The organism is Streptomyces sp. NPDC026672 (assembly GCF_040638185.1).
GTDB lineage: Bacteria > Actinomycetota > Actinomycetes > Streptomycetales > Streptomycetaceae > Streptomyces.
In genome coordinates this window covers 141,974-165,459 of record NZ_JBEZXS010000008.1, presented here as the reverse complement: position 1 = coordinate 165,459, position 23,486 = coordinate 141,974, and the positions used below count along the sequence as shown (strand labels likewise).

The 23,486-nt window shown below is 74.4% G+C and carries 24 protein-coding genes; 16 read left to right on the top strand and 8 right to left on the bottom strand.

The genetic code is table 11. From position 1 onward, the window contains the following. Positions 1–2: 2 nt before the first annotated feature. Complete coding sequence (locus tag AB0F77_RS12050) at positions 3–2,372, top strand: glycosyl hydrolase family 65 protein (protein ID WP_361945530.1); 2,370 nt, start codon at positions 3–5, stop codon at positions 2,370–2,372. Positions 2,373–2,496: 124 nt separating this feature from the next. Beyond that, positions 2,497–3,348, top strand: a complete 852-nt coding sequence (locus AB0F77_RS12045) for a universal stress protein (protein ID WP_361945527.1) — start codon at positions 2,497–2,499, stop codon at positions 3,346–3,348. A 25-nt stretch (positions 3,349–3,373) separates the two neighbouring features. Here AB0F77_RS12045 and AB0F77_RS12040 read toward each other — a convergent pair whose 3' ends face one another. Then, positions 3,374–3,634, bottom strand: a complete 261-nt coding sequence (locus tag AB0F77_RS12040; protein ID WP_361945524.1) for a DUF1876 domain-containing protein — start codon at positions 3,632–3,634, stop codon at positions 3,374–3,376. Between the two features lie 188 nt (positions 3,635–3,822). On the opposite strand from AB0F77_RS12040, the gene AB0F77_RS12035 reads away from it, so the two are divergent. Further along, a complete protein-coding gene (locus AB0F77_RS12035; protein ID WP_361945521.1) occupies positions 3,823–4,581 on the top strand; it encodes a universal stress protein in 759 nt (252 codons plus the stop codon). Between the two features lie 26 nt (positions 4,582–4,607). On the opposite strand, the gene AB0F77_RS12030 is transcribed toward AB0F77_RS12035, so the two are convergent. Together AB0F77_RS12030 and AB0F77_RS12025 are read right to left on the bottom strand one after the other, a co-directional pair. Further along, positions 4,608–5,390, bottom strand: a complete 783-nt coding sequence (locus tag AB0F77_RS12030; protein WP_361945518.1) for a thioesterase family protein — start codon at positions 5,388–5,390, stop codon at positions 4,608–4,610. A gap of 72 nt (positions 5,391–5,462) precedes the next feature. Further along, positions 5,463–6,149 carry a helix-turn-helix transcriptional regulator gene (locus AB0F77_RS12025; protein WP_361945515.1) on the bottom strand — a complete coding sequence of 229 codons (687 nt, stop codon included), beginning with the start codon at positions 6,147–6,149 and terminating at the stop codon, positions 5,463–5,465. A gap of 130 nt (positions 6,150–6,279) precedes the next feature. Between AB0F77_RS12025 and AB0F77_RS12020 the strand changes: the two genes are divergently transcribed. Further along, entirely contained in the window at positions 6,280–7,248 is a 969-nt protein-coding gene (locus AB0F77_RS12020; RefSeq protein ID WP_361945513.1) for a threo-3-hydroxy-L-aspartate ammonia-lyase, read from the top strand. Between the two features lie 23 nt (positions 7,249–7,271). On the opposite strand, the gene AB0F77_RS12015 is transcribed toward AB0F77_RS12020, so the two are convergent. Next, entirely contained in the window at positions 7,272–7,664 is a 393-nt protein-coding gene (locus AB0F77_RS12015; RefSeq protein ID WP_361945510.1) for an SCO5389 family protein, read from the bottom strand. 47 nt (positions 7,665–7,711) lie between these two features. Then, positions 7,712–8,671 (bottom strand): ATP-binding protein, encoded by a 960-nt coding sequence (locus AB0F77_RS12010; protein ID WP_361945507.1) that lies wholly within the window; start codon positions 8,669–8,671, stop codon positions 7,712–7,714. 149 nt (positions 8,672–8,820) lie between these two features. Between AB0F77_RS12010 and AB0F77_RS12005 the strand changes: the two genes are divergently transcribed. Then, a complete protein-coding gene (locus AB0F77_RS12005; protein ID WP_361945504.1) occupies positions 8,821–10,323 on the top strand; it encodes a cytosine permease in 1,503 nt (500 codons plus the stop codon). After that, on the top strand, positions 10,320–10,874 hold the full coding sequence (locus AB0F77_RS12000; RefSeq protein ID WP_361945501.1) for an isochorismatase family protein: 555 nt from the start codon (positions 10,320–10,322) through the stop codon (positions 10,872–10,874). Before AB0F77_RS12005 ends, AB0F77_RS12000 begins: the two co-directional genes overlap by 4 nt. Before the next feature lie 26 nt (positions 10,875–10,900). On the opposite strand, the gene AB0F77_RS11995 is transcribed toward AB0F77_RS12000, so the two are convergent. Then, positions 10,901–12,166, bottom strand: a complete 1,266-nt coding sequence (locus AB0F77_RS11995) for an alpha-L-fucosidase (protein ID WP_361945498.1) — start codon at positions 12,164–12,166, stop codon at positions 10,901–10,903. Positions 12,167–12,256: 90 nt separating this feature from the next. Next, positions 12,257–13,675: a family 2B encapsulin nanocompartment shell protein gene (locus AB0F77_RS11990; protein WP_361945495.1), complete on the bottom strand. Its 1,419-nt coding sequence runs from the start codon at positions 13,673–13,675 to the stop codon at positions 12,257–12,259. Positions 13,676–14,007: 332 nt separating this feature from the next. On the opposite strand from AB0F77_RS11990, the gene AB0F77_RS11985 reads away from it, so the two are divergent. Then, positions 14,008–14,406 (top strand): SseB family protein, encoded by a 399-nt coding sequence (locus AB0F77_RS11985; protein WP_361945492.1) that lies wholly within the window; start codon positions 14,008–14,010, stop codon positions 14,404–14,406. A gap of 372 nt (positions 14,407–14,778) precedes the next feature. After that, positions 14,779–15,558 (top strand): MBL fold metallo-hydrolase, encoded by a 780-nt coding sequence (locus tag AB0F77_RS11980; RefSeq protein WP_361945489.1) that lies wholly within the window; start codon positions 14,779–14,781, stop codon positions 15,556–15,558. A gap of 69 nt (positions 15,559–15,627) precedes the next feature. On the opposite strand, the gene AB0F77_RS11975 is transcribed toward AB0F77_RS11980, so the two are convergent. Next, positions 15,628–16,047, bottom strand: a complete 420-nt coding sequence (locus tag AB0F77_RS11975) for a MarR family transcriptional regulator (RefSeq protein WP_361945486.1) — start codon at positions 16,045–16,047, stop codon at positions 15,628–15,630. Positions 16,048–16,303: 256 nt separating this feature from the next. On the opposite strand from AB0F77_RS11975, the gene crcB (AB0F77_RS11970) reads away from it, so the two are divergent. The 8 genes from crcB (AB0F77_RS11970) (at position 16,304) to AB0F77_RS11935 (ending at position 23,476) form a co-directional block, all read left to right on the top strand. Continuing rightward, positions 16,304–16,777, top strand: coding sequence for a fluoride efflux transporter CrcB (crcB, locus tag AB0F77_RS11970; protein WP_361945483.1), 474 nt, complete (start codon positions 16,304–16,306; stop codon positions 16,775–16,777). After that, positions 16,774–17,154: a DUF190 domain-containing protein gene (locus AB0F77_RS11965; RefSeq protein WP_361945480.1), complete on the top strand. Its 381-nt coding sequence runs from the start codon at positions 16,774–16,776 to the stop codon at positions 17,152–17,154. Before crcB (AB0F77_RS11970) ends, AB0F77_RS11965 begins: the two co-directional genes overlap by 4 nt. Next, positions 17,151–17,525: a fluoride efflux transporter CrcB gene (gene crcB / locus AB0F77_RS11960; RefSeq protein WP_361945477.1), complete on the top strand. Its 375-nt coding sequence runs from the start codon at positions 17,151–17,153 to the stop codon at positions 17,523–17,525. Before AB0F77_RS11965 ends, crcB (AB0F77_RS11960) begins: the two co-directional genes overlap by 4 nt. Positions 17,526–17,598: 73 nt before the next feature. Continuing rightward, entirely contained in the window at positions 17,599–18,435 is an 837-nt protein-coding gene (locus tag AB0F77_RS11955) for an undecaprenyl-diphosphate phosphatase (protein WP_361945474.1), read from the top strand. A gap of 130 nt (positions 18,436–18,565) precedes the next feature. After that, a complete protein-coding gene (locus AB0F77_RS11950; RefSeq protein ID WP_361945471.1) occupies positions 18,566–19,270 on the top strand; it encodes a FadR/GntR family transcriptional regulator in 705 nt (234 codons plus the stop codon). Between the two features lie 53 nt (positions 19,271–19,323). Further along, positions 19,324–20,337, top strand: a complete 1,014-nt coding sequence (locus AB0F77_RS11945) for an asparaginase (RefSeq protein ID WP_361945850.1) — start codon at positions 19,324–19,326, stop codon at positions 20,335–20,337. Positions 20,338–20,711: 374 nt separating this feature from the next. Further along, positions 20,712–22,106, top strand: a complete 1,395-nt coding sequence (mptB, locus tag AB0F77_RS11940) for a polyprenol phosphomannose-dependent alpha 1,6 mannosyltransferase MptB (RefSeq protein ID WP_361945468.1) — start codon at positions 20,712–20,714, stop codon at positions 22,104–22,106. After that, positions 22,103–23,476, top strand: coding sequence for a glycosyltransferase family 87 protein (locus AB0F77_RS11935; RefSeq protein WP_361945465.1), 1,374 nt, complete (start codon positions 22,103–22,105; stop codon positions 23,474–23,476). The genes mptB and AB0F77_RS11935 overlap by 4 nt, the downstream gene beginning before the upstream one ends. Positions 23,477–23,486: the final 10 nt, after the last annotated feature.

Genomic DNA, 23,486 nt, shown 5'->3' with positions numbered 1-23,486 from the left:
CCGTGACGGGCTGGACCTGGGAGTACGACGGCTACGACCCGGCACGGGAACGCCTCAGGGAGTCGCTGTGCACCCTGGGCAACGGCTACCTCGCCACCCGGGGCGCGCTCCCCGAGTGCGCCGCCGACGACGTCCACCACCCGGGCACCTACGCGGCCGGCTGCTACGACCGGCTCACCTCCGTGGTGGCCGGCCACCGGCTCGAGAACGAGGACATGGTCAACCTCACCAACTGGCTGCCCCTGCGCTTCCGGCTCGACGGCGAGGACTGGCTCACCCCCGACACCGCCACGGTCCTCGACCACCACCAGGTCCTGCACCTCGACTCCGGCCTCCTGGAACGCCGTACCCGCTACGGATTCGGCGCCGAACGCGTCCTGTTCGTGCGGCAGGTGCGGCTCGTGCACATGGCCGACCCCCATCTCGCCGCCCTGCGCACCGAGTTCACCGCCGAGGGCTTCGTGGGCGACCTGCTCGTCGAGGCCGCGCTCGACGCCGGCGTCACCAACTCCGGCGTGGCCCGCTACCGCGACCTCGACGGCCGCCACCTCACCGGGGTGCGCACCGGCAGCGCCGGAGCGGACACCGTCTGGCTGCACTGCCGCACCCGCACCTCCGACATCGGCGTCGGCACGGCCGCCCGGCTCACCGCCGACGCGCCCGTCGCCGACCCGCACGAGGAGAGCCGCGCCGTCCAGCACCTGCGCCTGACCCTCACCCCCGGCCGCACGGTCGCCGTCGACAAGACCGTCGCCGTGCACACCTCCCGCGACCCCGCGATCAGCGACCCGCTGCGCGCCGCCGTCGACCGGGCCCGCGGCGCGCCCGGCTTCGACGCGTTGTGCGAGAGCCACCGCACCGCCTGGGAACAGCTGTGGCGCCGCGCCGAACTGGACGTCCCCGGCGAGGCCGGCCACATCCTGCGGCTGCACCTCTTCCACGTCCTTCAGACCCTCTCCCCGCACACCGCGGACCTGGACGTCGGCGTCCCCGCGCGCGGACTGCACGGCGAGGCGTACCGCGGCCATGTCTTCTGGGACGAACTGTTCGTCCTGCCCTACCTCGACCTGCACTTCCCCGAGGTCTCCCGCGCCCTGCTGCGCTACCGGCACCGCCGGCTCGACCAGGCCCGCGCCGCCGCCCGCGCGCTCGGCAGACGCGGCGCCCGCTACCCCTGGCAGAGCGGCAGCGACGGACGCGAGGAGACACAGGCACTGCATCTCAACCCCCGTTCCGGGCACTGGCTGCCGGACCACTCACGGCTCCAGTGGCACGTCGGCTCGGCGGTCGCGTACAACGTGTGGCGCTACTGCGAGGCGAGCGGCGACACCGAGTTCCTGCACACCGAGGGCGCCGAGATCCTGCTGGAGGTCGCCCGCTTCTGGGCCGACTCCGCCACCTACGACGACCACCTCGGCCGCCACCGCCTGCGCGGCGTGGTCGGCCCCGACGAGTACCACGACGCCTACCCCGGCGCGAGCGGACCCGGCGTCGACGACAACGCCTACACCAACGTCACCGCCGCCTGGGTCCTCACCCGCGCCCTCGCCCTGCTGCGCCTCCTGCCCGAGCCGCGCCGCCGCGAACTCACCGAGAGCATCGGCCTGGACGCCGCGGAGCCCGACCGCTGGGAGGAGGTGTCCCGCACCCTCCACCTCCCCTTCCACGACGGTGTCATCAGCCAGTTCGACGGCTACGGCGCCCTCGCCGAACTCGACTGGGACGCCTACCGCGAGCGCTACGAGGACATCCGCCGTCTCGACCGGATCCTGGAGGCGGAGGGCGACACCGTCAACCGCTACCGGGCGTCCAAACAGGCCGACGTGCTCATGCTCGGCTACCTCTTCTCCCCGGCCGAACTGCGCGCCCTCTTCCACCGGCTGGGCCACCGGCTCGACGAGGAGACCTGGCGGCGCACCGTCGACCACTACCTGCGCCGCACCAGCCACGGCTCCACGCTCAGCGGCCTCGTGCACGGCTGGGTCCTCGCCCGCGCCCGCCGCTCGGACGCCTGGACCTTCGTCCAGGAGGCCCTGCGGGGCGACATCGCCGACCTCCAGGGCGGCACCACGGGCGAGGGCATCCACCTCGGCGCCATGGGCGGCACCCTCGACCTCGTCCAGCGGGGCCTGACCGGCCTGGAGACCCGGGACGGCGCCCTGTGGCTCGACCCCGTGCCGCTGCCCGGACTCTCCTCGTACGGCTTCTCGTTCCACTACCGGGGCCACTGGGGCGTACGGGTTCGCCTGGAGCACGGGCTGCTGGCCGTGGCCGTGCCCGACTCCGATCTGCCGCCCGTCGACATCCGGCTGCCGGACCGCTCGGTGCGTGTGCCGCCGGGGGAGACCGTCCGCCTGGCGCTGCCCGGCTGACCCCCGGCGGCGCCGCGCGCCGGGCCGGTCGGCCCGCGCGCGGCCCCGGTGGCCCCTCGCCGGGCCCCGCCCGCCCCGCGACCGTGGTGGCGGAAGACCCGTACAGCACCGGAGGTACCGTCCCATGCAGCCGTTCGTCGTCGCCGGAGTCGACGGATCCGCCGAGAGCCTGGCCGCCGCCGCGTGGGCGGCGCGGGAGGCCGCCCGCAGGGAGCTGCCGCTGCGGCTCGTGCACGCCCGCGACGCCCCGGGCCCGCGCGACGGCGACCTCGCCGCCGCCGCGGCACGTCAGCGGGCCGGGGGCGTCCTGCGCCGCGCCGAGGAGCGCGTCCGTGCCGAAGGGCCCGGCGTCCGGCTCCTGGAGGAGCAGACCGACGGACCCGCCCCCGCCGTCCTGCTGGCCCGTGCCCGCGACGCCGAACTCCTCGTCCTCGGCTCACGCGGGCTGAGCGGTTTCACCGGGTTCCTCGTGGGCTCGGTCGCGCTCGCCGTGTCGGCACGGGCCGAGCGGCCCGTCGTCCTCGTCCGCGCGGGCGAGGACGCCGCCGACGAACGCCTCCCGGCCGAGGGCGGTGGCCCGGCCACGGACACCGGCCACCGGGACGTGGTGCTCGGCCTCGACCCCGGCCGGCCCCGCGACGAGGTCACGCGGTTCGCCTTCGAGGCGGCCCGTCTGCGCCGCGCCCGGCTGCGCGCCGTGCACACCCGGCGCGTGCCCGGCGACGTACCGGAGCGCCTGGACCTGCTGCGGTCCTCGCTGCGGCTCTGGCGGGAGAAGTACCCCGGGGTGGAGACCGTCGAGACCGTGGTCGAGGACCGGCCCGCCAACGTCCTGGTGCGCGCGGCGACCGGTGCGGGCCTCCTGGTCGTCGGGCATCGTGTCCCCGACCACCGGCGCGCCGCGCGTCTCGGCGCGGTCCCGCACGCCGCGATCCACCACGTGGGCTGCCCGGTGGCGGTGGTGCCGTACCGGTGAGGCGCCGCGCCGCCGGGCAGCGGGGTCACCGCCGCGGGGAAGGACCGGTCGTCCAGGCGAGGTCCTCGGTGGCCGCGTCGCGCAGCCTGAGCGCCAGCGCTTCCAGCGCCCGGCCCGCGGCCAGTTCGTCGCCGATCTCCGGGACCGCCGGGTCGGCGGGGCTGCGCCGGGCGGTGCCCAGCCCGCTGAGCGCCGTCGTGTCGTGCGTGGTGAGGACGGCACGCGCCCGCGTGTCGTCGCCCTCCTCCGTGATGAAGATCTGTACGGTCCACCGCTTGGCCCGCATCGTGATCACCTCCTGGACGAGTCCCCTCCGCCTTCCAGGCTGCGCCCCCTCCGTCCCCCGGTCCAGGGCCGTACGGCGCGCTCCCGGGACCTCTTCGGCCCCTGTGGGCAAGCGGTCGGCGGGCGCACGGTGGAGGTGCCCGGGCCGTGCCGTACGGCCGTCGGGCACGACCGGGAGGGGAGGACGCCATGAAGGGTCCCGTCGTGGTGGGAGTGGACGGCTCGGCGTCGGACCGCGGGGTGGTCGAGGCGGCGGCGCGCGAGGCCGACCGGCGCGATACGGCCCTCAGGCTGGTCCACGCGATGGGCTGGTCGGCGGGCGCCGCCGCCTGGGACCCGGCGGGCCGCGCGGTGCGCGAGCGGGTGAGCGCGATCCTCACCGAGGCGGAGCGCCGGGCCCGGCAGGTCGCCCCGCACCTGGACGTCGCGCAGGACGTCCTCATCGGCGACCCCGGGCCGGTGCTGGAGACGGAGTCGTCCGACGCGTCGCTGGCCGTCGTCGGCGGTCGCTGCCCCGAACACCCGCACAAGGGCTCGGTCGCCGGGCACCTGAGCACGCACGCGCGCTGCCCGGTCCTGGTGGTCCGCGGGCGGCCCGAGCCGGGCGGCACGGTCGTCCTGGCAGGAGACGGCTCACCGGGGATGCGGGAGGCGGCCGAGTTCGCCTTCGCCGAGGCGGCGGCCCGCGGCGCCGACCTGACGGCGCTGCACCCGCACGTCCTCGCCGGGATGCTCCACGACCTGCGCGCGGCCCACCCAGGCGTCACCGTGCACGACCACCCGGTCCCGGGACGGTTCGGGCGCACGGTCACCGTGGCCAGCGCGCACGCCCAGCTCGTCGTCCTCGCGGCGCGCGGCCGGCGGCGCATGGCGTGGGAGGCGCTGCGCCGCTCCCTGCTGCGGGACGCGGGCTGCCCGGTGGCCGTCGTCCCCGCGCCCGGCCGGTAGACGCCGCCCACAGTCGGTGACGCGGCCTACAGGGGCCGTACCGTCAGGATCTGCTGGGCCGTGCCCACGGGACCGTGCACGTCGTGCAGGACCGTGCTGGTGAGTCCCTGACCGGTCGGCCCGAAGGCGACCGTGGTGTCGAGACCCGTCCAGCGGCCCCCGGGCGTGCGGTGCAGATGGACGGTGAGGTCGACGTTGGGGAACATCCACGCCTCGGGCGACTCGCGCACCGCGATGCCGTTGGCCGTGTCGACGAGCGCGAGGAACGACGCGAGCGGGCCCACCGTCTCGCCCGCCACCAGGTCGAGGGGCGTCGCCACCCAGGCGGTCGTACGGCCCGGACGCGGCGGCGCGACGGGGCGGACGTCGAGGGACGCGATGTAGCCGCCGGGCCACAGCTCGGACATCCGCCACGGCGCGAGGGAGCCGGGGGAGGGCAGCGGGTCGCCGGCGCCGCCCGCGACGGCCGAGGTGTCGGCGGCGGCCAGGAACCAGGCGCGGGCGCGCACCACCGGCCGGTCCGCCACCAGCACGACGGCTTCGAGGAGTTCGATCGTGCGGCCGGGCCGGACCGTCTCCACCCGGATCTCGCACTCGTCGAGCGCGAGCCGCCCCAGGATGTCGTAGCCGATCCGGGCCAGGACGAGTCCGTCGTCCCGGCGCTGCGCGCGCGACCGGTCGAGGACGTGCGCGACGAGACCGCCGAGCGGGCTGAAGTGCAGCTCGTCCGGGTCCCAGGCGCCGCCCGCGTGCGGGGTGGGCTTGTACCGGTCGTCGCCGACACGTTCGTAGTAGCTTCCGGTGCTCACCGCACGCCTCTCCTCGGACCGCTCACCCGGCCAGGATGACGCACGCCGGGGCGGGCCCGGCGGGCGGGCCCGTCAGCCCGCGCGCCCGGCCTCGCCCCGGGTGGCGGACAGGTAGTTGTACGCCGACGCCCGTGAGATGCCGAGCCGCGCGGCGACCTGCCGCACCGAGCCGCGCACCGCGAACACGCCCCGCCGGTCGAGGTCGCGCACCAGCTCCAGCCGTTCCTCGCGCGTGAGCTGCGCCCAGGGCCTGTTCCGGCGCAGTTCGTGGGTGTCCACGAGGGAGTCGAGCACCGCGCCGACGTCGTCGCCGAAGGTCGTCGTCGGCGCCGCGGCCGTGGCGACCCCGGCCAGCTCGCCGACGAGATCGTGGACCCGGTGCACCGCGGTCACGTCGAGGTTGACGCACAGCGCCCCGAACACCGTGCCCCGGGTGTCGCGCAGCACCATCGTGGACGACTTGACCAGCTTCCCGTCCTGGGTGCGGGTGAGGTAGTTCAGCTCGTCGCGCGCCTCGTCGCCGCGCGCCAGCAGCCGCATCCCGATCTCGCTCATCGATCCGCCGGTGCCGCGGCCGGTGACGGACCCGGCGAGGGCGACGACCGACCGCTCGGGCCGGCGGAAGTCGTGGACCACGACCTCGCAGAACGAGCCGAGCGTCGCGGCGATCCCGTCGACCAGCGGGGCGAGGGCGGCCAGGACCGCGTCCTGCTCGCGCCGCGCCGCCGCACCGGCCGGGTCCGTCGTCTCCTGCGTCATCGGCTGCCTTCCCGAGGAGGGGGCTGGATTTGAGGGGCTGGACTTTCGGTCCATCGGGTAGACAATAATTCCAGACAGTCCCCGGTGGAAGAGCGCAGGGCGTCCGCGGCGCCCGGAACGGAGCACACGCATGTCCGACACCCCGCCCGTCACCCTGCGGGACGTCCAGGACGCCGCGGCACAGATCAAGGGCGTCGCCCACCGCACCCCCGTGCTGCGCTCGCGCACCCTGGACGAACTCGTCGGCGCCGAGGTCTTCCTCAAGTGCGAGAACTTCCAGCGCATCGGCGCCTTCAAGTTCCGCGGCGCCTACAACACCGCCTCCCGGCTCTCCGCCGAGCAGCTCGCCAAGGGCATCGCGGCCTACTCGTCGGGCAACCACGCCCAGGCGGTCGCCCTGAGCGCGCGCGAGCTGGGCACCACCGCCGTGATCGTCATGCCCGAGGACACCCCGCGCTCCAAGCTGGAGGCGACCGCCGGCTACGGCGCGGAGATCGTCACCTACGACCGCTACACCGGCGACCGTGTCGCCATCGGCGAGGCCCTGGCCGCCGAGCGCGGTCTGACCCTCGTACCGCCCTACGAACACCCGCACGTCATCGCGGGACAGGGCACGGCCGCCCTCGAACTCGTCGAGGAGGCGGGGGAGCTGGACGCGCTCGTGGTGCCGGTCGGCGGCGGCGGGCTGATCGCGGGCAGCGCCACCGCCGCCAAGGGGCTGCTCCCCGGGGTCCGGGTCGTCGGCGTCGAGCCCGAGGCGGGCGACGACACCCGGCGCTCCCTCGCGGCGGGCCACCGGGTGTCGATCCCCGTGCCGCGGACCATCGCCGACGGCCAGGCCGCCGACATCCCCGGCGAACTCACCTTCTCCGTCAACCGACGGCTCGTGGACGGCATCTCACTGGTGAGCGACGATCAGATCCGGGACGCGATGCGGTTCGCGTTCGAACGACTGAAGATCGTCCTCGAACCGAGCGGCGCCAGCGGCCTCGCCGCCCTGCTCGCCCACCGTGTCGAGGCGCTGCCGCGCAGGGTGGGCGTCGTCCTGTCCGGCGGCAACGTGGGCGCCGCGCGCTTCGCCGAACTCGTCCGGGGCTGAACGCCCCCCGGGGCCGGGCCGGTTCAGCAGTCCCGCAGCTCCGGCGACTGGTTGAGGAGCTGGGCGCGCGGCGAGGTGAACCGGGTGTGCACGGCGCCGCCCCGGGCCTCGGGCGGGAAGACCGCCACCCGGTGGCAGTTCTGGAAGGCGAGCGCGACCCCGAAGTGCCGCTCCAGGCTGCCCCGGATGGCGTCGCTGGACAGCGCCCGCAGCAGCTGCCCGCGCTCCTTCTCCGAGGGCGGCGGGGTCTGGTTGTCGGCGAACTCCGCTTCACCCGCGCGCAGTTCACCCGCCAGCCGGGCGACGAGGTCGTAGGCGTACGGGAGGGAGACGCGGACCGTTTCCACGAAGTCCTCCTCCCGCACGGGGCCGTTCTCGGCCTCGGCGAGCAACTGCGGGGAGACGTCGAGGGACATGAAGGGTTTTCCTCTCTGCTGTACGGATGGTGAGGGGTGGTGAGGGGTCACACGAGGGCGGCCAGGGCCGCCGGGCCGTGTGCGAAGCCGGGGTCGACCTGTTCGGCGAGGTCCCGGCCCGTGGCGTCGTTCGCCCAGGCCGAGGCGTTGCGCAGATGGAACTCGACGGCGTGCCGCTGGAACGCGGTCCAGTCCTTCTGCCGTACGTCGACGGCGGCCCGCAGCCGGTCCAGGGTCCGCAGGTTGTGCGGCTCCAGCTCGCCCCGGTCGCGGCCCTGTTCCTGCGCGCGGACGAACGGCGACAGCGCGCAGTGGGCGAGCAGGTCGGCGCCGACGTGCTCGCGCAGGAAGGCGAGGTCGTCCTCGCCGGTGACCTTGTTGCCCACCACGGCGACCGGGACGCCGAACCCGGCGGCGTGGTCGCGGTACTGCCGGTACACGGACAGGCTCCTGAGGGTCGGCTCGACCACCAGGAAGGTCATGTCGAACCGGGTGAACAGCCCCGACGCGAAGGCGTCGGCGCCCGCCGTCATGTCGACGACGACGTACTCCCCCGGCCCGTCCACGAGATGGTTGAGGTACAGCTCGACCGCGCCGAGCTTGGAGTGGTAGCAGGCCACCCCGAGATCGCTCTCGCCGAACGCCCCGGTGGCCATCAGCGGCACCCCGCCGACCTCCTGGACGTGCCGGGAGTGGATCTCGTCGTCCCCGAGCGGACGCAGCAGCCGTGAGCCGCGCCCCGCCGGGGTCGTCTTGACCATCGCGTCCGGGGACGGGATGCGCGGATTGCTGCCCCGCAGATAGTCCTTGATCTCGGCCGTGCGCGCGCCGAGCGGCGGCACGGCGAGGGATTCGTCCTCGCCGAGCCCCAGCGCATGGGCGAGGTGCTGGTTGATGTCGCCGTCGATCGCGACGACCGGCGCTCCCGAACGCGCCAGATGACGGGAGAAGAGGGCCGACAGGGTCGTCTTGCCGCTGCCGCCCTTTCCGACGAAGGCCACACGCATCGGCTAGCCACCCCTATTGGAAATGGATTTCATGAGCATAGAGTGGTGAGGCGGAAGATCGTGTGTCAAGTCGGCGTTGCTCCGTCCGAGGGGAGCGCGGACCCGGTCGCGGGTAGCTTCCACGGAACACTTCCGGACAGGGGTCGGCGATGGCGGGCAGCGCAGCAACGGGCAGCAGGGACACGGGCAGACAGCTCCAGGTCGAGACGCACGGCCTCGACGTGATCGGCGACGCCGAACGCAAGGGCACCCCGCGATCCCTCTTCTGGCCCTGGTTCGGGGCGAACGTCTCCGTCCTGGGCCTCAGCTACGGCGCCTTCGCGCTCGGCTTCGGCATCTCCTTCTGGCAGGCGCTCGTCGCCGGCGTGCTCGGCATCGTCGCCTCGTTCCTGCTGTGCGGCTTCGTCGCCGTGGCCGGCAAACGCGGCTCCGCGCCCACGATGGTGCTCAGCCGCGCCGCCTACGGGGTGCGCGGCAACCGGCTCCCCGCCGTCGTGTCCTGGGTGCTCACCGTCGGCTGGGAGACCGTCCTGACCGCCCTCGCCACCATGGCCACCGCGACCGTCTTCACCCGGCTCGGCTGGGGCGGCGGCACCGGGACCGAGGTCGTCGCCCTCGTCGTGGTGTGCGCGCTGACCGTGGCCGGCGGCGTCATGGGCTTCGACCTGATCATGCGGCTGCAGACCGTGATCACCGTCGTGACCGGCGTCCTCACCCTCGTCTACGTCGTCCTCGTCGCCGACCACGTCCACTGGAGCACCGTCAGCGCCGTGCCCGGCGGCTCCGCCCAGGAGTTCATCGGCGCCCTCGTCTTCATGATGACCGGCTTCGGCCTCGGCTGGGTCAACGCCGCCGCCGACTACTCCCGTTACCTGCCCCGCTCCTCCTCGGGGCGGGGCGTGATCGGCTGGACCACCGCCGGCGCCTCCGCCGCCCCGCTGCTCCTGCTGGTCTTCGGGCTGCTGCTCGCCGGCTCCTCCGAGACGCTGGACAAGGCCGTCGCCGCCGACCCCATCGGCGCCCTCACCACCCTCCTGCCCACGTGGTTCCTCGTCCCGTTCGCCGTGGTCGCGGTGCTCGGCCTCGTCGGCGGCGCCGTCCTCGACATCTACTCCTCCGGGCTCGCCCTGCTCTCCGCCGGACTGCCCGTGCCCCGCTATCTGGCCGCGCTCGTCGACGGCGTCCTGATGATCGCCGGCTCGGTCTACATCGTCTTCTTCGCCGACGACTTCCTCGGCCAGTTCATGGGCTTCCTCACCACGCTCGGCGTGCCCATCGCCGCCTGGTGCGGCATCGTGCTCGCCGACCTCGCCCTGCGCCGGCGCGACTACGACGAGGACGACCTCTACCGGCCGCACGGCCGCTACGGCGACGTACCGGCCGTGCCCCTGCTGCTCACCCTCGCCGCGACCGGCGTCGGCTGGGGCCTGGTCACCAACACCGCCGCGAACTGGCTCACCTGGCAGGGCTATCTCCTCGGACCCCTCGGCCTGGGCGGCAGGTCCGGCGCCTGGGCGTACGCCAACCTAGGTGTCCTCGCCGCCCTGCTGATCGGTCTGCTCGGCACGTTCGCCCTCGGGCGGGGGCGGGTCCGCGCGCAGGAGAGCCGGGCGCGGGGCCGGGCCGCGGACGAGGAGGTGCTCGGCGCGTGACGTCCGCCCACGGCCTGCTCGCCGTCATCGACATGCAGCGCGTCTTCGCCGACTCGGGGAGCCCCTGGGCCGCCCCGCGTTTCGCCGAGGCGGCGGCGGGCGTGCGCCGGCTGCTTCCTGCCTTCGGCGACCGTACGGTCCTCACCCGCTTCGTGGCCCCGCCGCGGCCCACCGGCGCCTGGCGGGCCTACTACGCGCGCTGGCCCTTCGCCCTGCGACCGCCGGAAGCCGAACTCTGGGAACTGGCCGAGGAGTTCGGCGACGGCACCGGGGAGGTGCTGGACGCCCCGACGTTCGGCAAGTGGACCCCGCGGCTCGCCGAGCGCGTCGGACCGGACGGCCGGCTCGTCCTGGCCGGGGTCAGCACCGACTGCTGTGTGCTGTCCACGGCCCTGGCCGCCGCCGACGCCGGGACCGAGGTCCTGATCGCCGCGGACGCCTGCGCGGGCGCCGACGACGACTCCCACGCCAAGGCCCTCCACCTGCTGGACCTGTACCGGCCCCTGATCCGGGTCACGACGGTCGCCGAGATCCTCGCGGAGGGCGCCTGACGCCGACGCGCCGTCCGCCGCCCGGTTCAGACGCGTCCCGTGCCCCGGTAGAGGTCCAGTTCGCCGTCCAGGTCGACCGCCAGGACCGTGGCGTACGCGTCCACGTCGGACGGGGGTGGGGCGTCGATCCAGGTGACGCCGGGGACCTCGTGCAGACCGCCCGTCACCCGGTGGCCCAGTTCCCTGCCCGTGCCGAGGACGGTCACCCGGCGGATCCGGTTGCGCAGACCACGCACGGACACCGTCTCACGGGGGGCGTCGAAGCACGTCAGATAGAGGGTGCGCCGGTCGGCGGAGAGCGTGCTCGGGCCGTAGTGGTGGCCCGGCGGCAGCCCCGCCACCGTCCCGTACACCGCCTCCGCGTGCCGCGCGATCCACGCGCCCAGCCCCTCCAGGCGCTCCGCCTGCGCGCGCGGGACCGTGCCGTCCTCGCGCGGGCCGACGCCGAGCAGCAGATTGCCGCCCGCCCCGACGGTCTCCGCGAAGTACCGCACCAACTGCCGCACCGACTTGTGATTCCGGTCGCCGTGCTGGAACCCCCACGAGTCGTTGACGGTCAGACACAGCTCCCACGGCCCGTCGGGGGGTGTCAGCGGCACCCCCTGCTCCGGGGTGGCGTAGTCGCCGTGGCTCAGCATCCGCGCGTTGAGGACCGTCTCCGGGTTGCCCGCGAGGATCAGCCCGGCCAGCCTCCCCAGACCCCACTGCTCCTCCGTGCGCTCCCACTCGCCGTCGAACCACAGCAGGTCGGGGCGGAACATCTCGACCAGCTCACCGACCTGGCCGTCCCGGTAGCCGAGGTAGCGCGCCCAGGCGACGGGATCCTCGGTGCCCGGCGCCGCCTGGGAGTACGGACCGGACGCCATCCCGTCCGGCGCGGGGTGCCGCACGCTCGCGTAGTCGGGGTGGTTCCAGTCGGAGTGCGAGTAGTACAGGCCCACCCTGAGGCCCCGTTCGCGCAGGGCCCCGGCGTACCCGGCGACCAGGTCCCGGCCCGCCGGGGTGCGCCCGACCACGCCCAGCTCCCCGTGGGCGGTGTCCCACAGGGCGACCCCGTCGTGGTGCCGGGCGGTCAGCACCGCGTACCGGGCGCCCGCCCGCGCGAACAGGGCGGCCCAGGCGCCCGGGTCGTAGCGCGCGGCCGTGAAGCCGTCCAGCTGTCTCATGTACCGCTCGTGCGGCACCTGGCCGGTGTAGAACGACCAGGACTCCGGCACTCCGTCCACCGCGTAGATCCCCCAGTGGACGAAGATGCCCAGCTTGGCGTCGCGGAACCAGGGCTGCATCGGCATGCGCCCAGGCTAGTGCCCCGACAGGCGACGTTCGCCCCGTCGCGACGCCCGGCACGCACTCCCGACGGACAGACGTCGCCTGCCGGGGCACTAGGACCTGTCGCGGCGTGCGACCTCCACGTTCTCCAGCACGCCCAGCGCGTCCGGCACCAGCACCGCCGCCGAGAAGTACGTGCTCACCAGATAGGAGGTCACCGCCTGCTCGTTGACCCCCATGAACCGCACGTTGAGCCCCGGCTCGAACTCCTCCGGGATACCCGTCCGGTAGAGGCCGATCACCCCCTGGTCGTCCTCGCCGACGCGCAGCGCGAGGACCGACGACGTACGGCCCCCGACGACCGGGATCTTGCCGCACGGCAGCAGCGGCACCCCGCGCCAGGCCGGCAGCCGGTGACCGTTCAGCTCGACCCCGCCGAAGTACAGGCCCCGCCTGTTGCACTCCCGGCCGAACGCGGCGATCGCCCGCGGGTGCGCGAACAGGAAGTCCGTCCCGCGCCGCATGCTCAGCAACTCGTCCAGGTCGTCCGGGGTGGGCGGTCCCGACCGGGTCGTGATCCGCTGGTCGAAGTCGACGTTGTGCAGCAGCCCGAAGTCCCGGTCGTTGACCAGCTCGTACTCCTGACGCTCCCGCAACTCCCTGATCGTGAGCTTCAGTTGCTGCTCGGTCTGGTTCATCGGCTCGTTGTAGAGGTCGGCGACGCGGGTGTGCACCCGCAGCACGGTCTGCGCGACGCTCAACTCGTACTCGCGCGGCTCCGGTTCGTAGTCCACGAACGTGTGCGGCAGCTCGGGCTCGCCCGTGTGGCCCGAGCCGAGCGCGATCTCGGCCTCCCCGCTGCCGTTCACCGGCCGCCGCCCGTCCCGCCGGACCGCCGCCATGTGCGCGCGCAGGCCCGGAAGGCGCTCCGCCAGCTCCTCGAACGCCGTGTACGGCAGCGCGAGCACCGTCGTGGCCGTCGCCGCGCGGGCCGTGAACTCCCAGACGCCGTCCGGGTCGGCGAGCACCCGCCCGCCGAACGTGTCCCCGTCCGCGAGCAGTCCGAGCACGGCCTCGTCGCCGTACGGGCCCTCGCCGATCCGCTCCACCTTGCCGTGCGCCACCAGATGGACGTGGTCGGCCGGACGGCCCGCCGTCACGATCACCTCGCCGGGGGCGAACTCGCGCTGCTCGAACCGCTCCGCCAGCGCCTCCAGCGCCGGTCCGTCCGAGAAGCCGCGCAGCGGCGGGAGTTCGGCCAGCTCGGCCGGGACGACCCGCACCAGCACGCCCGTTCTGACGAACGTGACGCGTCCGTCGCCGAGCACGTACGACAGCCGCCGGTTGACGCGGTACGTGCCGCCCGGCACGTCCACCCACGGCAGCACACGCGTCAGCCAGCGCGAGCTGATCCCGCGCATCTGCGGTTCGGACTTGGCCGTCGTGGCGAGGTGACGCGCCGCGGCGGTCCCGAGGCTCTGCTGCTCCAGCACCCCGGCCCCCGCGGGCTCCGTACCGGTGTCGACCGACATGGTTCCTTCTCTCTCGTGGGTCTCTCGTCGCCCTGGTGACGTTCCGTCCGCGCGGCGTCACACTCCGCGCGTAGGGCTACCCGCGCCGCACCGGCACGAGTGCCGCGGCGCGACGGCGGGCGAGGCACGGCCGCCGGCGGACTGCCTCCGCACCACCCCGGGCGGCTCCGCGCTCACCCGAACGGCGGTGTCCGGCCACGGACGGCACCGTTCCACCGGGCGCGGGAATTCGCAGGTGTGGCCCCGGCGCGGCGGGGTACGCGAGCAGGGCCCTGCCCGCGGCCGAGAGCGCGCGAGCGGGTCGTACGACCGCCGCTACCAGGGGATTCACCATGACGACACCCGCTGATGACGACCTTCCCACGCCGGCCAGGCAGGCGCTCGACGCGCTGGCGGCGAACGCCGCGGACCCGGTCGCCCTGGACACGCTCGCGAGCAGCGACGTGCTCGTCCCCGTGCCGGACGACCTCGCCGACTCGGACGCCACCGACCCCACGGCGGTGGCCGTGCCGGTGCTCGAACAGCCCGGCGGGGGCCCGCTCGTGCCCGTGTTCACCTCGGAGGCCGCACTCGCCGAACTTCTGCCCGCCATCTCCCGCTACCGGCTTGTTCCCCTCGGCGCCCTCGCCGCGCAGTGGCCGGACGACACCCTTGCACTGGCCGTCGACGCGGGCTCGCCCCACGGTCTGATGCTCACCGCGGAGGGCATCCGCACCCTGGCGACGCGCTGACCGACCCGCCCCTCCAGTGCCCCGGCAGGCGACGTCCGCCCGTCGAGGAGCGGCGTCCGTGCCGGGCGTCGCGACGGGGCGAACGTCGCCTGTCGGGGCACTGGCATCCGTCCGTGCGTCCTGTCCCGCGCGCGTCGCCCACGGACCGCGTCGGGCCGGGTCGGCCTGAACTGGGGCCCCCGCGGGGGTGGTTGATCCCCGTTCGGAGGGAAGGTCCCTGCGAAGGGTCCGGGTGGGCGAGAGGGGTGGATGGTCGTGAGGGTCGTTGTGCTGGGCACGGCGGCGGGGGGTGGCTTCCCGCGCTGGAACTGTGGTTGCGTGCGCTGTGCCGCGGCCCGGGACGGGAAACTGCCCGGTCGTACCGAGGAATGCGTGGCCCTGACCGGCAACAGCCGTGACTGGTGGCTGCTCAACGCCTCGCCCGATCTGCGCGCCCAACTGGCCGCCGCGCCCGCGCTGTGGCCGGGCCCCGACCGGCCGGACGTGCCGGTGCGCGGTGTGCTGCTGACGGACGCCGAGATCCACCACGTGACCGGGCTGACCGCGCTGCGCGGCACGGCCGGTCTCAAGGTCTACGCGGCCCCCGCGGTGAGCGCCGTGCTCACCGCGGCCCGTGGCGCGCTCGACCGGTACGAGCCCTGGGAGTGGGCCGACAGCCTGGCCGACGACGGGTTCGTCCTGGCCGGCGGCCTCGTCGTCACGGCCCACCCGGTGGGCACGACGGCCCCCGAGTACGTGCCGCCCGGCCGCGCGGGGTCCGACGACCGCTGGGTGACGGCGTACCGGGTGGAGGACCTGGCCACCGGGCGGGTGCTGGTGTACGCGCCCCGGGTGGACGCCTGGTCGCCGGTGCTGGACGAGCTGTGCGCCGAGGCGGACTGCGTGCTGCTGGACGGCACGTACTACGCGCCCCGCAGGGGCAGGCCCGTACGGTCCGGCGGCGGCCGGAGCGGGCGGGGTGTTCCGCCGCACCTGCCGGTCACCGGCGGCCGGGGCAGCCTCGCCGCCCTGGCCCGGCACCCGGGCGTCCGCCGGATCTACACCCACCTCGACCACTCGAACCCGCTGCTCGACCCGTCCTCGGAGGCCCGCGCCCAGGTCGGCACGGCGGGCGTCGAGATCCCCCCGGACGGCGCGGAGTTCATCGTCTAGCGGGGACGCGGGCCCAGACGCGGGCGCGGGCGCCGACGCAGGGGTGGGGCGTGCCGTGCGGGGCCGGTCCTAGGAGGCGTGCGCGAGGGTGGGCAGCGGGGTGTCGGGGAGCATGCGGGTCAGGACCGCGCGCTGGAGGGGGAGGACCTCGGCGTGCAGGTCACGGCCCTTGCGGGTGAGCGCGACCCAGACGCCCCGCCGGTCCTCCGCGCACACCGAGCGCTCCACCAGGCCGTCCTTCTCCAGCCGTCCGATCAGCCGGGACAGCGCGCTCTGGCTGAGGTGGACCCGGCCGGCCAGGTTCTGCACCCGGCACTGGTCGCCCTCCCCGGGCGACTCGACGGCGAGGATGTCGAGCACCTCGAAGTCGCTCGCGCCCAGACCGTGGGGGTGCAGCACCCGGTCGATCTCGCACATCGTGCGCGCGTGCACCGACAGGATGTCCCGCCACCGTTCCTCGAGCCGGGTCTCGGCCGTTTTCACTGCCATACCCGCACGGTAACACCGGTTCACCTCATTGTTGAGCGTGCAACTAGCAGCTTTTCGCGCCCGTTTCCGCAGCGCGCGCCCGGACACGACATGACCGGCCCCCGCACCCGGCGTTAACCTGGGCACCGGTCGCGACGCGACGCGGCGGTGGGGCCCGCCGTACCCGAACCGTGGCACGGCAGCCACCGACGGTCCCTGCTTCCCGAAGGCATGCGCCCGCCCGGCCGGGCCTGCGGACAGTAGGAGACGTACGACCATGACCGCCCCCGAGGCCGAGAGCGTGCGCGCCCGGCCGCACCCCCCTCGCCCCGCCGTCCTGCGCGGGCAACTGCCCGTCGTCGCGACGGTCGCGTTCGGCGGCGCCCTCGGCGCCTGCGCCCGCTACGGCCTGACCCTGTGGTGGCCCACCCCGCCCGGCGGATTCCCCTGGGCCACGTTCTGGACCAACGTCGTCGGCTGCGCCGTGATCGGCGTGTTCATGGTGGTCATCACCGAGGTGTGGACCGCCCACCGGCTCGTGCGGCCCTTCTTCGGCACCGGTGTGCTCGGCGGCTTCACCACCTTCTCGACGGCCGCCGTCGACGTGCAGCGGCTCGTCGACGGCGGCCGTACCGCCACCGCCCTCGCCTATCTCCTCGCGACCCTGTGCGCGGCCCTCGCGGCGGTGTGGCTCGCCTCCCTGGCGGCCCGCCGGGTCCTGCTCGGAAGCCTCACCGGGAGGCGGCCATGACACGGCTGACCGGACGCGCCCTGCGCCTGACCGTGTTCGTCGGGGAGAACGACACCTGGCACCACCGGCCCCTCTGCGCCGAGATCGTGCACCGCGCCCACGCCGCCGGCCTCGCGGGGGCGAGCGTCTTCCACGGCGTCGAGGGCTTCGGCGTGTCCTCCCGCATCCACACCGCCCGGCTGCTCTCCCTGAGCGAGGACCTGCCCGTGGCGATCGTCGTGATCGACACCGAGGAGCGGGTGCGCGCCTTCCTGCCGCAGCTCGACGAACTGGTGACCGAGGGGCTGGTGACCCTCGACGAGTGCGAGGTGATCAGATACGTCGGCCGGACGGATGAACCCGGCAATCCGGACGCGAAGGGTAAGAACTCGTTGTGAACTGGCTCCTCGTCGTCCTGGGCGCGGTGGTCGGCGCCCCGCTCCGCTACCTCACCGACCGCGCCCTCCAGGCGAGGCACGACACGGTCTTCCCCTGGGGCACCCTCGTGGTGAACGTCACGGGCTGCCTGATCCTGGGCCTGCTGACCGGCGCCGTATCCGCCGGAGCCGCTGGTCCGCACGCCCAGTTGCTGCTGGGCACCGGGCTGTGCGGCGCCCTCACGACGTACTCGACCTTCTCCTACGAGACCCTCAGGCTGACCGAGACGGGCGCCGCCCTCTACGCTGCCGCCAATGTCGTCGCGAGCCTCGTGGCCGGCCTCGCCGCCGCCTTCGCGGGAGTCGCGATCGCCCAGTCGCTGTGGTCCTAGGTTCTCGCGCGCTGTCCGGGCGTAGTAAGACTGTCTACAGCACTGTCGACCAACTTCCCCAGAACTGGATCCCATGAGCGCCATCTCCGTCGGTCAGGCCGTCGTCCTCGGAGTCGTCGAGGGGGTGACCGAGTTCCTCCCCGTGTCCTCCACCGGCCACCTCAAGATCACCGAGGGGCTCATGCACATCCCCGTCGACGACAAGTCCGTCGTCGGGTTCTCCGCCGTCATCCAGGTCGGCGCCATCGCCGCCGTGCTCGTGTACTTCTTCAAGGACATCGTGCGGATCGTCTCCGCCTGGGGCCGCGGTCTGAGGAACCGTGAGGAGCGTGTGCACCACGACTACAAGTTCGCCTGGTGGGTCATCTACGCGACCGTCCCGATCGTCGTGGTCGGCCTCGCCGCCAAGCCCCTCATCGACGGCCCGCTCGCCTCGCTCTGGGTGGTCGCCGGCTCGCTGATCGTCGGCTCGGGCGTGATGTGGGCCGCCGACCAGATGGGCCGCCACAAGCGCGGCGAGGACGACACCTCCTTCAAGGACGCGATGCTCGTCGGCTCCTCCCAGATCCTCGCGCTCCTCTTCCCGGGCTTCTCCCGCTCCGGCGCCACCATGTCCACGGCGCTCGTCCTCGACCTCGACCGCGTCGCCGCCACCCGCCTCTCCTTCTTCCTCGGCATCCCCGCCCTGACCGGCGCCGGCCTGTACGAGCTGAAGGACGCCCTGGGCACGGGCGTCGGCGCCGCCCCGCTCGTCGTCGGCACGGTCGTCTCCTTCGTCGTCGCGTACGCGTCCATCTCCTGGCTGCTGAAGTTCGTCGCCCGGCACTCCTTCAACGCGTTCGTGCTCTACCGCATCGTCATCGGCCTGGGCCTCTTCGGCCTCCTGGCCACCGGGGTCATCGACAGCTGACCGGGGGACCCGGTCGACCCGCACGGGCGCGCAGCCGTCACCGGCCGCGCGCCCGTCGCCGTTCCCGGCCGTACCGCCGCGCGGCCGGCGCGTTTGACAGCGGACCGGGGGCGGACCGACCATCTGTCCCGTGAACCTGTCAGACAGCCAGACAGGTGGTGCGGGACCGCGGCGCGTCAGCGCCATGGAGGCGGTGCTCGCCCACCTCCGCGACGCCATCGAGCGCGGCCGGTACGCCATCGGCGACAAACTCCCCTCCGAGGCGGAGCTCTGCCGCACCCTGGAGGTCTCCCGGCCCGTCCTGCGCGAGGCCCTGCGCGCGCTCCAGACCATGGGGCTCACCGTCTCCCGGACCGGCAAGGGCACCTTCGTCGTCGCCGACGCCGTCGAGGACCCCACCTTCGGCGACTACTCCGCCAGCCACCTGCTGGAGGTCCGCCGCCACGTCGAGATCCCGGTCGCCGGGTACGCCGCCGAGCGCCGCACCCCGGAGAACCTCGACCACCTCACCCACCTGCTGGAACGCATGGAACGGGAGACCGACACCATCGCGTGGGTGGCCATGGACACCCTCTTCCACCTCGCCGTCGCCGAAGCCACCCAGAACCCCGTCTTCCGCCGGGTCATCGAGGAGATCCGCGACGCCCTCGCCCGCCAGTCGGCGTTCCTGACCGAACTGGCCGACCGCCGCGAGCAGTCCGACCGCGAGCACCGCGCGATCGTCGAGGCCCTGGCCGACGGCTCCCGGCACGACGCGGTGGAGGCCATGAGCCACCACCTCGACCGGGTCGAGAACACCCTGACCGCCATCCTGCGCCCCGGAGCCGGCACATGAACCCGGCGCCGTACCGTACGCCGCACCGCACCGTCCCACCGAGCCAGGCAGCCATGTACAGCAGCGATCCCACCGACACGCCCCCCGTCCGCGAACCCCGCCACGCCCCCGTCGCCCACCTGGTGCGCGGGGGAGTGGTCGAGGGAGTCCACCACGGTTCCGTCGTCGTCCTCGGCGCCGACGGCGGGATCGCGTTCCGGCTCGGCGACGTCGACGCCGCGTTCTACCCGCGCTCGGCCCTCAAGCCCGTGCAGGCCGTGGCCATGGTGCGGGCCGGACTGCCGCTGGAGGGCGCGCTGCTCTCGCTGGCCGCCGCCAGCCACTCAGGCGAGGAACGCCACCTCGCCGGCGCCCGGCGCGTCCTCGGCCTCGCCGGGCTCACCGAGGACGACCTGCGCAACGTGCCCGACCTGCCCTACGGCGCCGCCGTACGGGACACCTGGCTGTGCGAGGGACGGCAGCCGTCCCGGCTCGCCCAGAACTGCTCGGGCAAGCACGCGGCGATGCTGTACACCGCGCGGCTGGGCGGCTGGTCCCTGCACGACTACCTGGACCCGGCGCACCCCCTCCAGCAGGCGATCAGGGAGATCGTCGAGGACCTCACCGGGCAGCGGGTCGCCCGGGTCACGGTCGACGGCTGCGGCGCCCCGCTGTTCGCGGTCTCGCTGCACGGCCTCGCACGGGCGCTCTCCCGCATCGTCACGGCCCCGCCGGGCACGCCCGAGGCGCGGGTCGCCGACGCGATGCGCGAGCACCCCGAGATGGCGTCCGGCGCCGGACGGGACGTGGCCGAGCTGATGGGGGCCGTGCCAGGGCTGCTCGCCAAGGACGGCTTCGAGGGCGTCGAGGTCGCGGCCCTGCCCGACGGGCGCGCGGTCGCCGTCAAGATCGCCGACGGCGCGGACCGCGCCCGCGTCCCGGTCACCGCGGCGGCCCTCACCCTGGCCGGGGTCGACCCCGCCCTCCTCACCCGCTTCGAGACCACCCCCCTCCTGGGCGGCGGCCACCCGGTAGGCACCCTCCACCCCACCCTGACACCCCCGACCCCCGTCCCCACCCACACCTGACCAACCCCAGGAACACGAGAAACGGCGCGTGTACGGGGGCGCGAGGAACGATGCATGTAGGGGGCGCGAGGAACGGCGCACGCAGGGGCGCGGGGAACGGCGCAAAAGACAAACGCACCCGCACACGCCGACACGGGCCGCCCCCACCCCCCAGGGGTGCGGGGAACTGCGCAAAAGGGTGGCCCACCCGCACGTGCCGACACCGGTCACCCGACCCACCTCAGGGGCGCGGGGAACGGCGCGACGAGCCACAACGCACCCGCACCCGAACCCGCCGCCCCCCACCACGCACCGGACACATCCCGGCCCCCACCCGGAGGGCCCCGCGTCGCTTCCCGGCCACCCCGAGTTGACACGCTTTCCGAGTGTTGGCCATGGCTTTCCCCGTCGATCTCCGCCGCTGCCAGGTCCTCGGACTGGCCGGAACCGCCTTCCTCGCACTGGGCGGTGAGACGGCCGGCGCCCTGCCCGTCCAGGACCTCCTGACCCCCGCCTCGGTCCGGGCCGCCCTCGGCCTGGTCGGCGTCTACTTCGGCGTCGTCCTGCTGATAGCCGCCTGGGCCCTGCTGGGCCGCGTCGTCCGCGGCCCCGAACCCCCCACCCCGCGCGCCCTGTTCCTGGTCCTCGTCCTGTGGGCGGCCCCGCTCCTGCTCGCGCCCCCGCTGTTCAGCCGCGACGTCTACAGCTACCTCGCCCAGGGCGCCATGGTCGACGCCCACATGGACGTGTACACACACGGCCCCGCCCAGCTCGGTGGCCCGCTCGCCGACGAGGTCGCCCCCGTGTGGCAGCACACCGCCGCCCCCTACGGCCCCGCCTTCCTCGCCGTCGCCTCCGCCCTGTCCGCCCTCACCAGCGGTCAACTGCCCGCCGGACTCCTCGGGATGCGGCTCGTCGCCCTGCTCGGCGTGGCCCTGATGGCCGCCGCCCTGCCCCGCCTCGCCCGCCACAGCGGCGCCGACCCGGCCGCCGCCCTCTGGCTCGGCGCCCTCAACCCCCTCGTGCTGCTGCACCTGGTCGCCGGCGCCCACAACGACGCCATCATGCTGGGCCTGCTCGGCCTCGGCCTGGTCGCCGCCCTCGGCCGCTGGCCCGTCCTGGGCGCCGTACTCGTCACCCTCGCCGCCCTGGTCAAGGCACCCGCCGCGCTCGGCCTCCTCGCCGTCGTGGTCGTCCAGGTGCGCGCCGGCCGCCGCCCCGTGCCCGCCGTCCTCACGACCGCGGCCGCCGCGGCGGGGACCACCGTCGTGGCGACGGCCGTCGCCGGCACGGGATACGGCTGGATAGGCGCCCTGGACACCCCGGTCTCCCCGCACAACTGGGCCCTGACCAGCCTGCTCGGCCGCGCCACCGGCGCCCTGCTGGAACACCTCGGCAGCGGCCTGGCACCCTTCGCCGTCCCGGCCTGGCACGTGTTCGGCCTCGCGCTCACCGCCGTGGCCGTCCTGTTCATATGGGTGCGGCTGCGCCCGCGCCCGGTGTACGCGCTCGGCCTCAGCCTCGCCGTCGTCGCCGCCTTCGGCCCCGCGATCCGCCCCTGGTACGCCCTGTGGGGCCTGTTCCTGATCGCCGCCGCCGCGCCCACCACCTCCGTACGGCACCGGGTGGCGGCCGTGACCGGCGCGCTCGCCCTCGCCGTGCTGCCCAGCGGGGGACCGGCGGACACGGGCCAGCTGGTGCTGGCCGTCTCCGGTGGCCTGCTCGCCGTGGTCGTGCTGTGGCAGGCCCACCAGGCCGCGCAGGCCCCGGCCGTGGGGCGCACGGCATGAGGGGGCCCGCCACCGACCGGGGGCGCCTGGTCCTCGTCCTGGTGCTCGCCGCCGCCGTCGCCGTCTTCACGGCCACCGTGCCGCTGCTGCGCGACTGGTTCGACCTGCGCGTCTACCACGGCGCCGTCGACAGCTGGGTCCACCACGGCGGCCGGATCTACGACTACCAGGTGCCCGGTACGACGTACGGCTTCACCTATCCGCCGTTCGCCGCGCTCGGCATGCTCCCCATGGCCCTCATGGGGCTGCGCACGGCGATCGTCGTGGCCCTGCTGCTCAACCTGGCGGCCCTCGCGGTCGTGCTGCGCATCCTGGCGGGCGCCGAGTGGCGGCGCCACGGCTGGTACGGCTGGTCCCTCGCCCTGTGCGTGCTGGCGCTGTTCGAGCCGCTGCGCGACACGTTCAGCTTCGGCCAGGTGAACCTGCTGCTGCTCGCCCTGGTCCTGGGCGACTGCTGGCTGCTGTCGACCGGCCGGGGCGGCGCGGCGGGCGTCGGCATCGGGCTCGCCGCCGCGATCAAGCTCACGCCGGCCCTGTTCATCGGCATGCTGCTGATCGCCCGCCGCTGGCGTGCCGCCGCCGTCGCCACGGCCGTCGCCGTCGGCGCGACCGCGCTCGCGGCCTGGGCGGACCCCGGCGCCTCCCGCTTCTACTGGACGCGCGCGCTGTGGGACACCGGCCGGGTCGGGCGCCTGGAGTACGTGTCGAACCAGTCCCTGCAGGGCGTGCTGGCCCGGCTCGGCGCCACCGGACGGCCCCTGTGGGCGACGCTCGTGCTGCTGACGCTGTGCGTGTGGGCGTGGCGCACCCGCCGGGCCGTCGCGGCCGGCGAGTGGACGACCGCCTTCGCCCTGACCGGTCTCACCGCCTGCCTCGTCAGCCCGATCACCTGGGTGCACCACCTGGTGTGGCTGCTGCCGTCGTTCGTGGTGCTGGTGCGCGCCGGGCACCCGCGCGTGGCGGGCACTCTGTACGCGGTGATGTGCAGCAGCGTGGTGTGGCTGTGGTTCAAGGACGCGTCCGGCGTCGACGGGTTCCTCGGCAGCAACGTCTACACCTGGATCACCCTGGGCCTGCTGCTCGGTCTGCCGGTGGGTCAGCCGCGCGCGGACCGGTTCGCCTTGACCCGCAGGGCCAGGGCCACGGCGCCCGCGCCGAGCCCGGCCATGGCCGCGATGGCGCCCGTCTCCGGCCAGCCGGACTCCGAGTCCGGCACCGTCGACGCGACCGCCGCCGGGGCGGGGGCGGGGGTCGACCGGGCGCGCGCCCCGTCGAGCGAGCCCACCGGATCGACGTGCCCGCCGGCCGCGAACCCCCAGTCGAGCAGCGCGCGCGCCTCCTCGTACACGGTGAACCCGCCCTCCTCCTGAGGGTTCAGCA

Coding starts and splice junctions, on each gene's coding strand:
- AB0F77_RS12045 (WP_361945527.1), top strand. CDS start 2,497: ATGCAGCCGTTCGTCGTCGCCGGAGTCGACGGATCCGCCGAGAGCCTG.
- AB0F77_RS12040 (WP_361945524.1), bottom strand. CDS start 3,634: ATGCGGGCCAAGCGGTGGACCGTACAGATCTTCATCACGGAGGAGGGC.
- AB0F77_RS12035 (WP_361945521.1), top strand. CDS start 3,823: ATGAAGGGTCCCGTCGTGGTGGGAGTGGACGGCTCGGCGTCGGACCGC.
- AB0F77_RS12025 (WP_361945515.1), bottom strand. CDS start 6,149: ATGACGCAGGAGACGACGGACCCGGCCGGTGCGGCGGCGCGGCGCGAG.
- AB0F77_RS12020 (WP_361945513.1), top strand. CDS start 6,280: ATGTCCGACACCCCGCCCGTCACCCTGCGGGACGTCCAGGACGCCGCG.
- AB0F77_RS12015 (WP_361945510.1), bottom strand. CDS start 7,664: ATGTCCCTCGACGTCTCCCCGCAGTTGCTCGCCGAGGCCGAGAACGGC.
- AB0F77_RS12010 (WP_361945507.1), bottom strand. CDS start 8,671: ATGCGTGTGGCCTTCGTCGGAAAGGGCGGCAGCGGCAAGACGACCCTG.
- AB0F77_RS12005 (WP_361945504.1), top strand. CDS start 8,821: ATGGCGGGCAGCGCAGCAACGGGCAGCAGGGACACGGGCAGACAGCTC.
- AB0F77_RS11995 (WP_361945498.1), bottom strand. CDS start 12,166: ATGCCGATGCAGCCCTGGTTCCGCGACGCCAAGCTGGGCATCTTCGTC.
- AB0F77_RS11990 (WP_361945495.1), bottom strand. CDS start 13,675: ATGTCGGTCGACACCGGTACGGAGCCCGCGGGGGCCGGGGTGCTGGAG.
- AB0F77_RS11985 (WP_361945492.1), top strand. CDS start 14,008: ATGACGACACCCGCTGATGACGACCTTCCCACGCCGGCCAGGCAGGCG.
- AB0F77_RS11975 (WP_361945486.1), bottom strand. CDS start 16,047: ATGGCAGTGAAAACGGCCGAGACCCGGCTCGAGGAACGGTGGCGGGAC.
- crcB (WP_361945483.1), top strand. CDS start 16,304: ATGACCGCCCCCGAGGCCGAGAGCGTGCGCGCCCGGCCGCACCCCCCT.
- AB0F77_RS11965 (WP_361945480.1), top strand. CDS start 16,774: ATGACACGGCTGACCGGACGCGCCCTGCGCCTGACCGTGTTCGTCGGG.
- AB0F77_RS11955 (WP_361945474.1), top strand. CDS start 17,599: ATGAGCGCCATCTCCGTCGGTCAGGCCGTCGTCCTCGGAGTCGTCGAG.
- AB0F77_RS11945 (WP_361945850.1), top strand. CDS start 19,324: ATGTACAGCAGCGATCCCACCGACACGCCCCCCGTCCGCGAACCCCGC.
- mptB (WP_361945468.1), top strand. CDS start 20,712: ATGGCTTTCCCCGTCGATCTCCGCCGCTGCCAGGTCCTCGGACTGGCC.
- AB0F77_RS11935 (WP_361945465.1), top strand. CDS start 22,103: ATGAGGGGGCCCGCCACCGACCGGGGGCGCCTGGTCCTCGTCCTGGTG.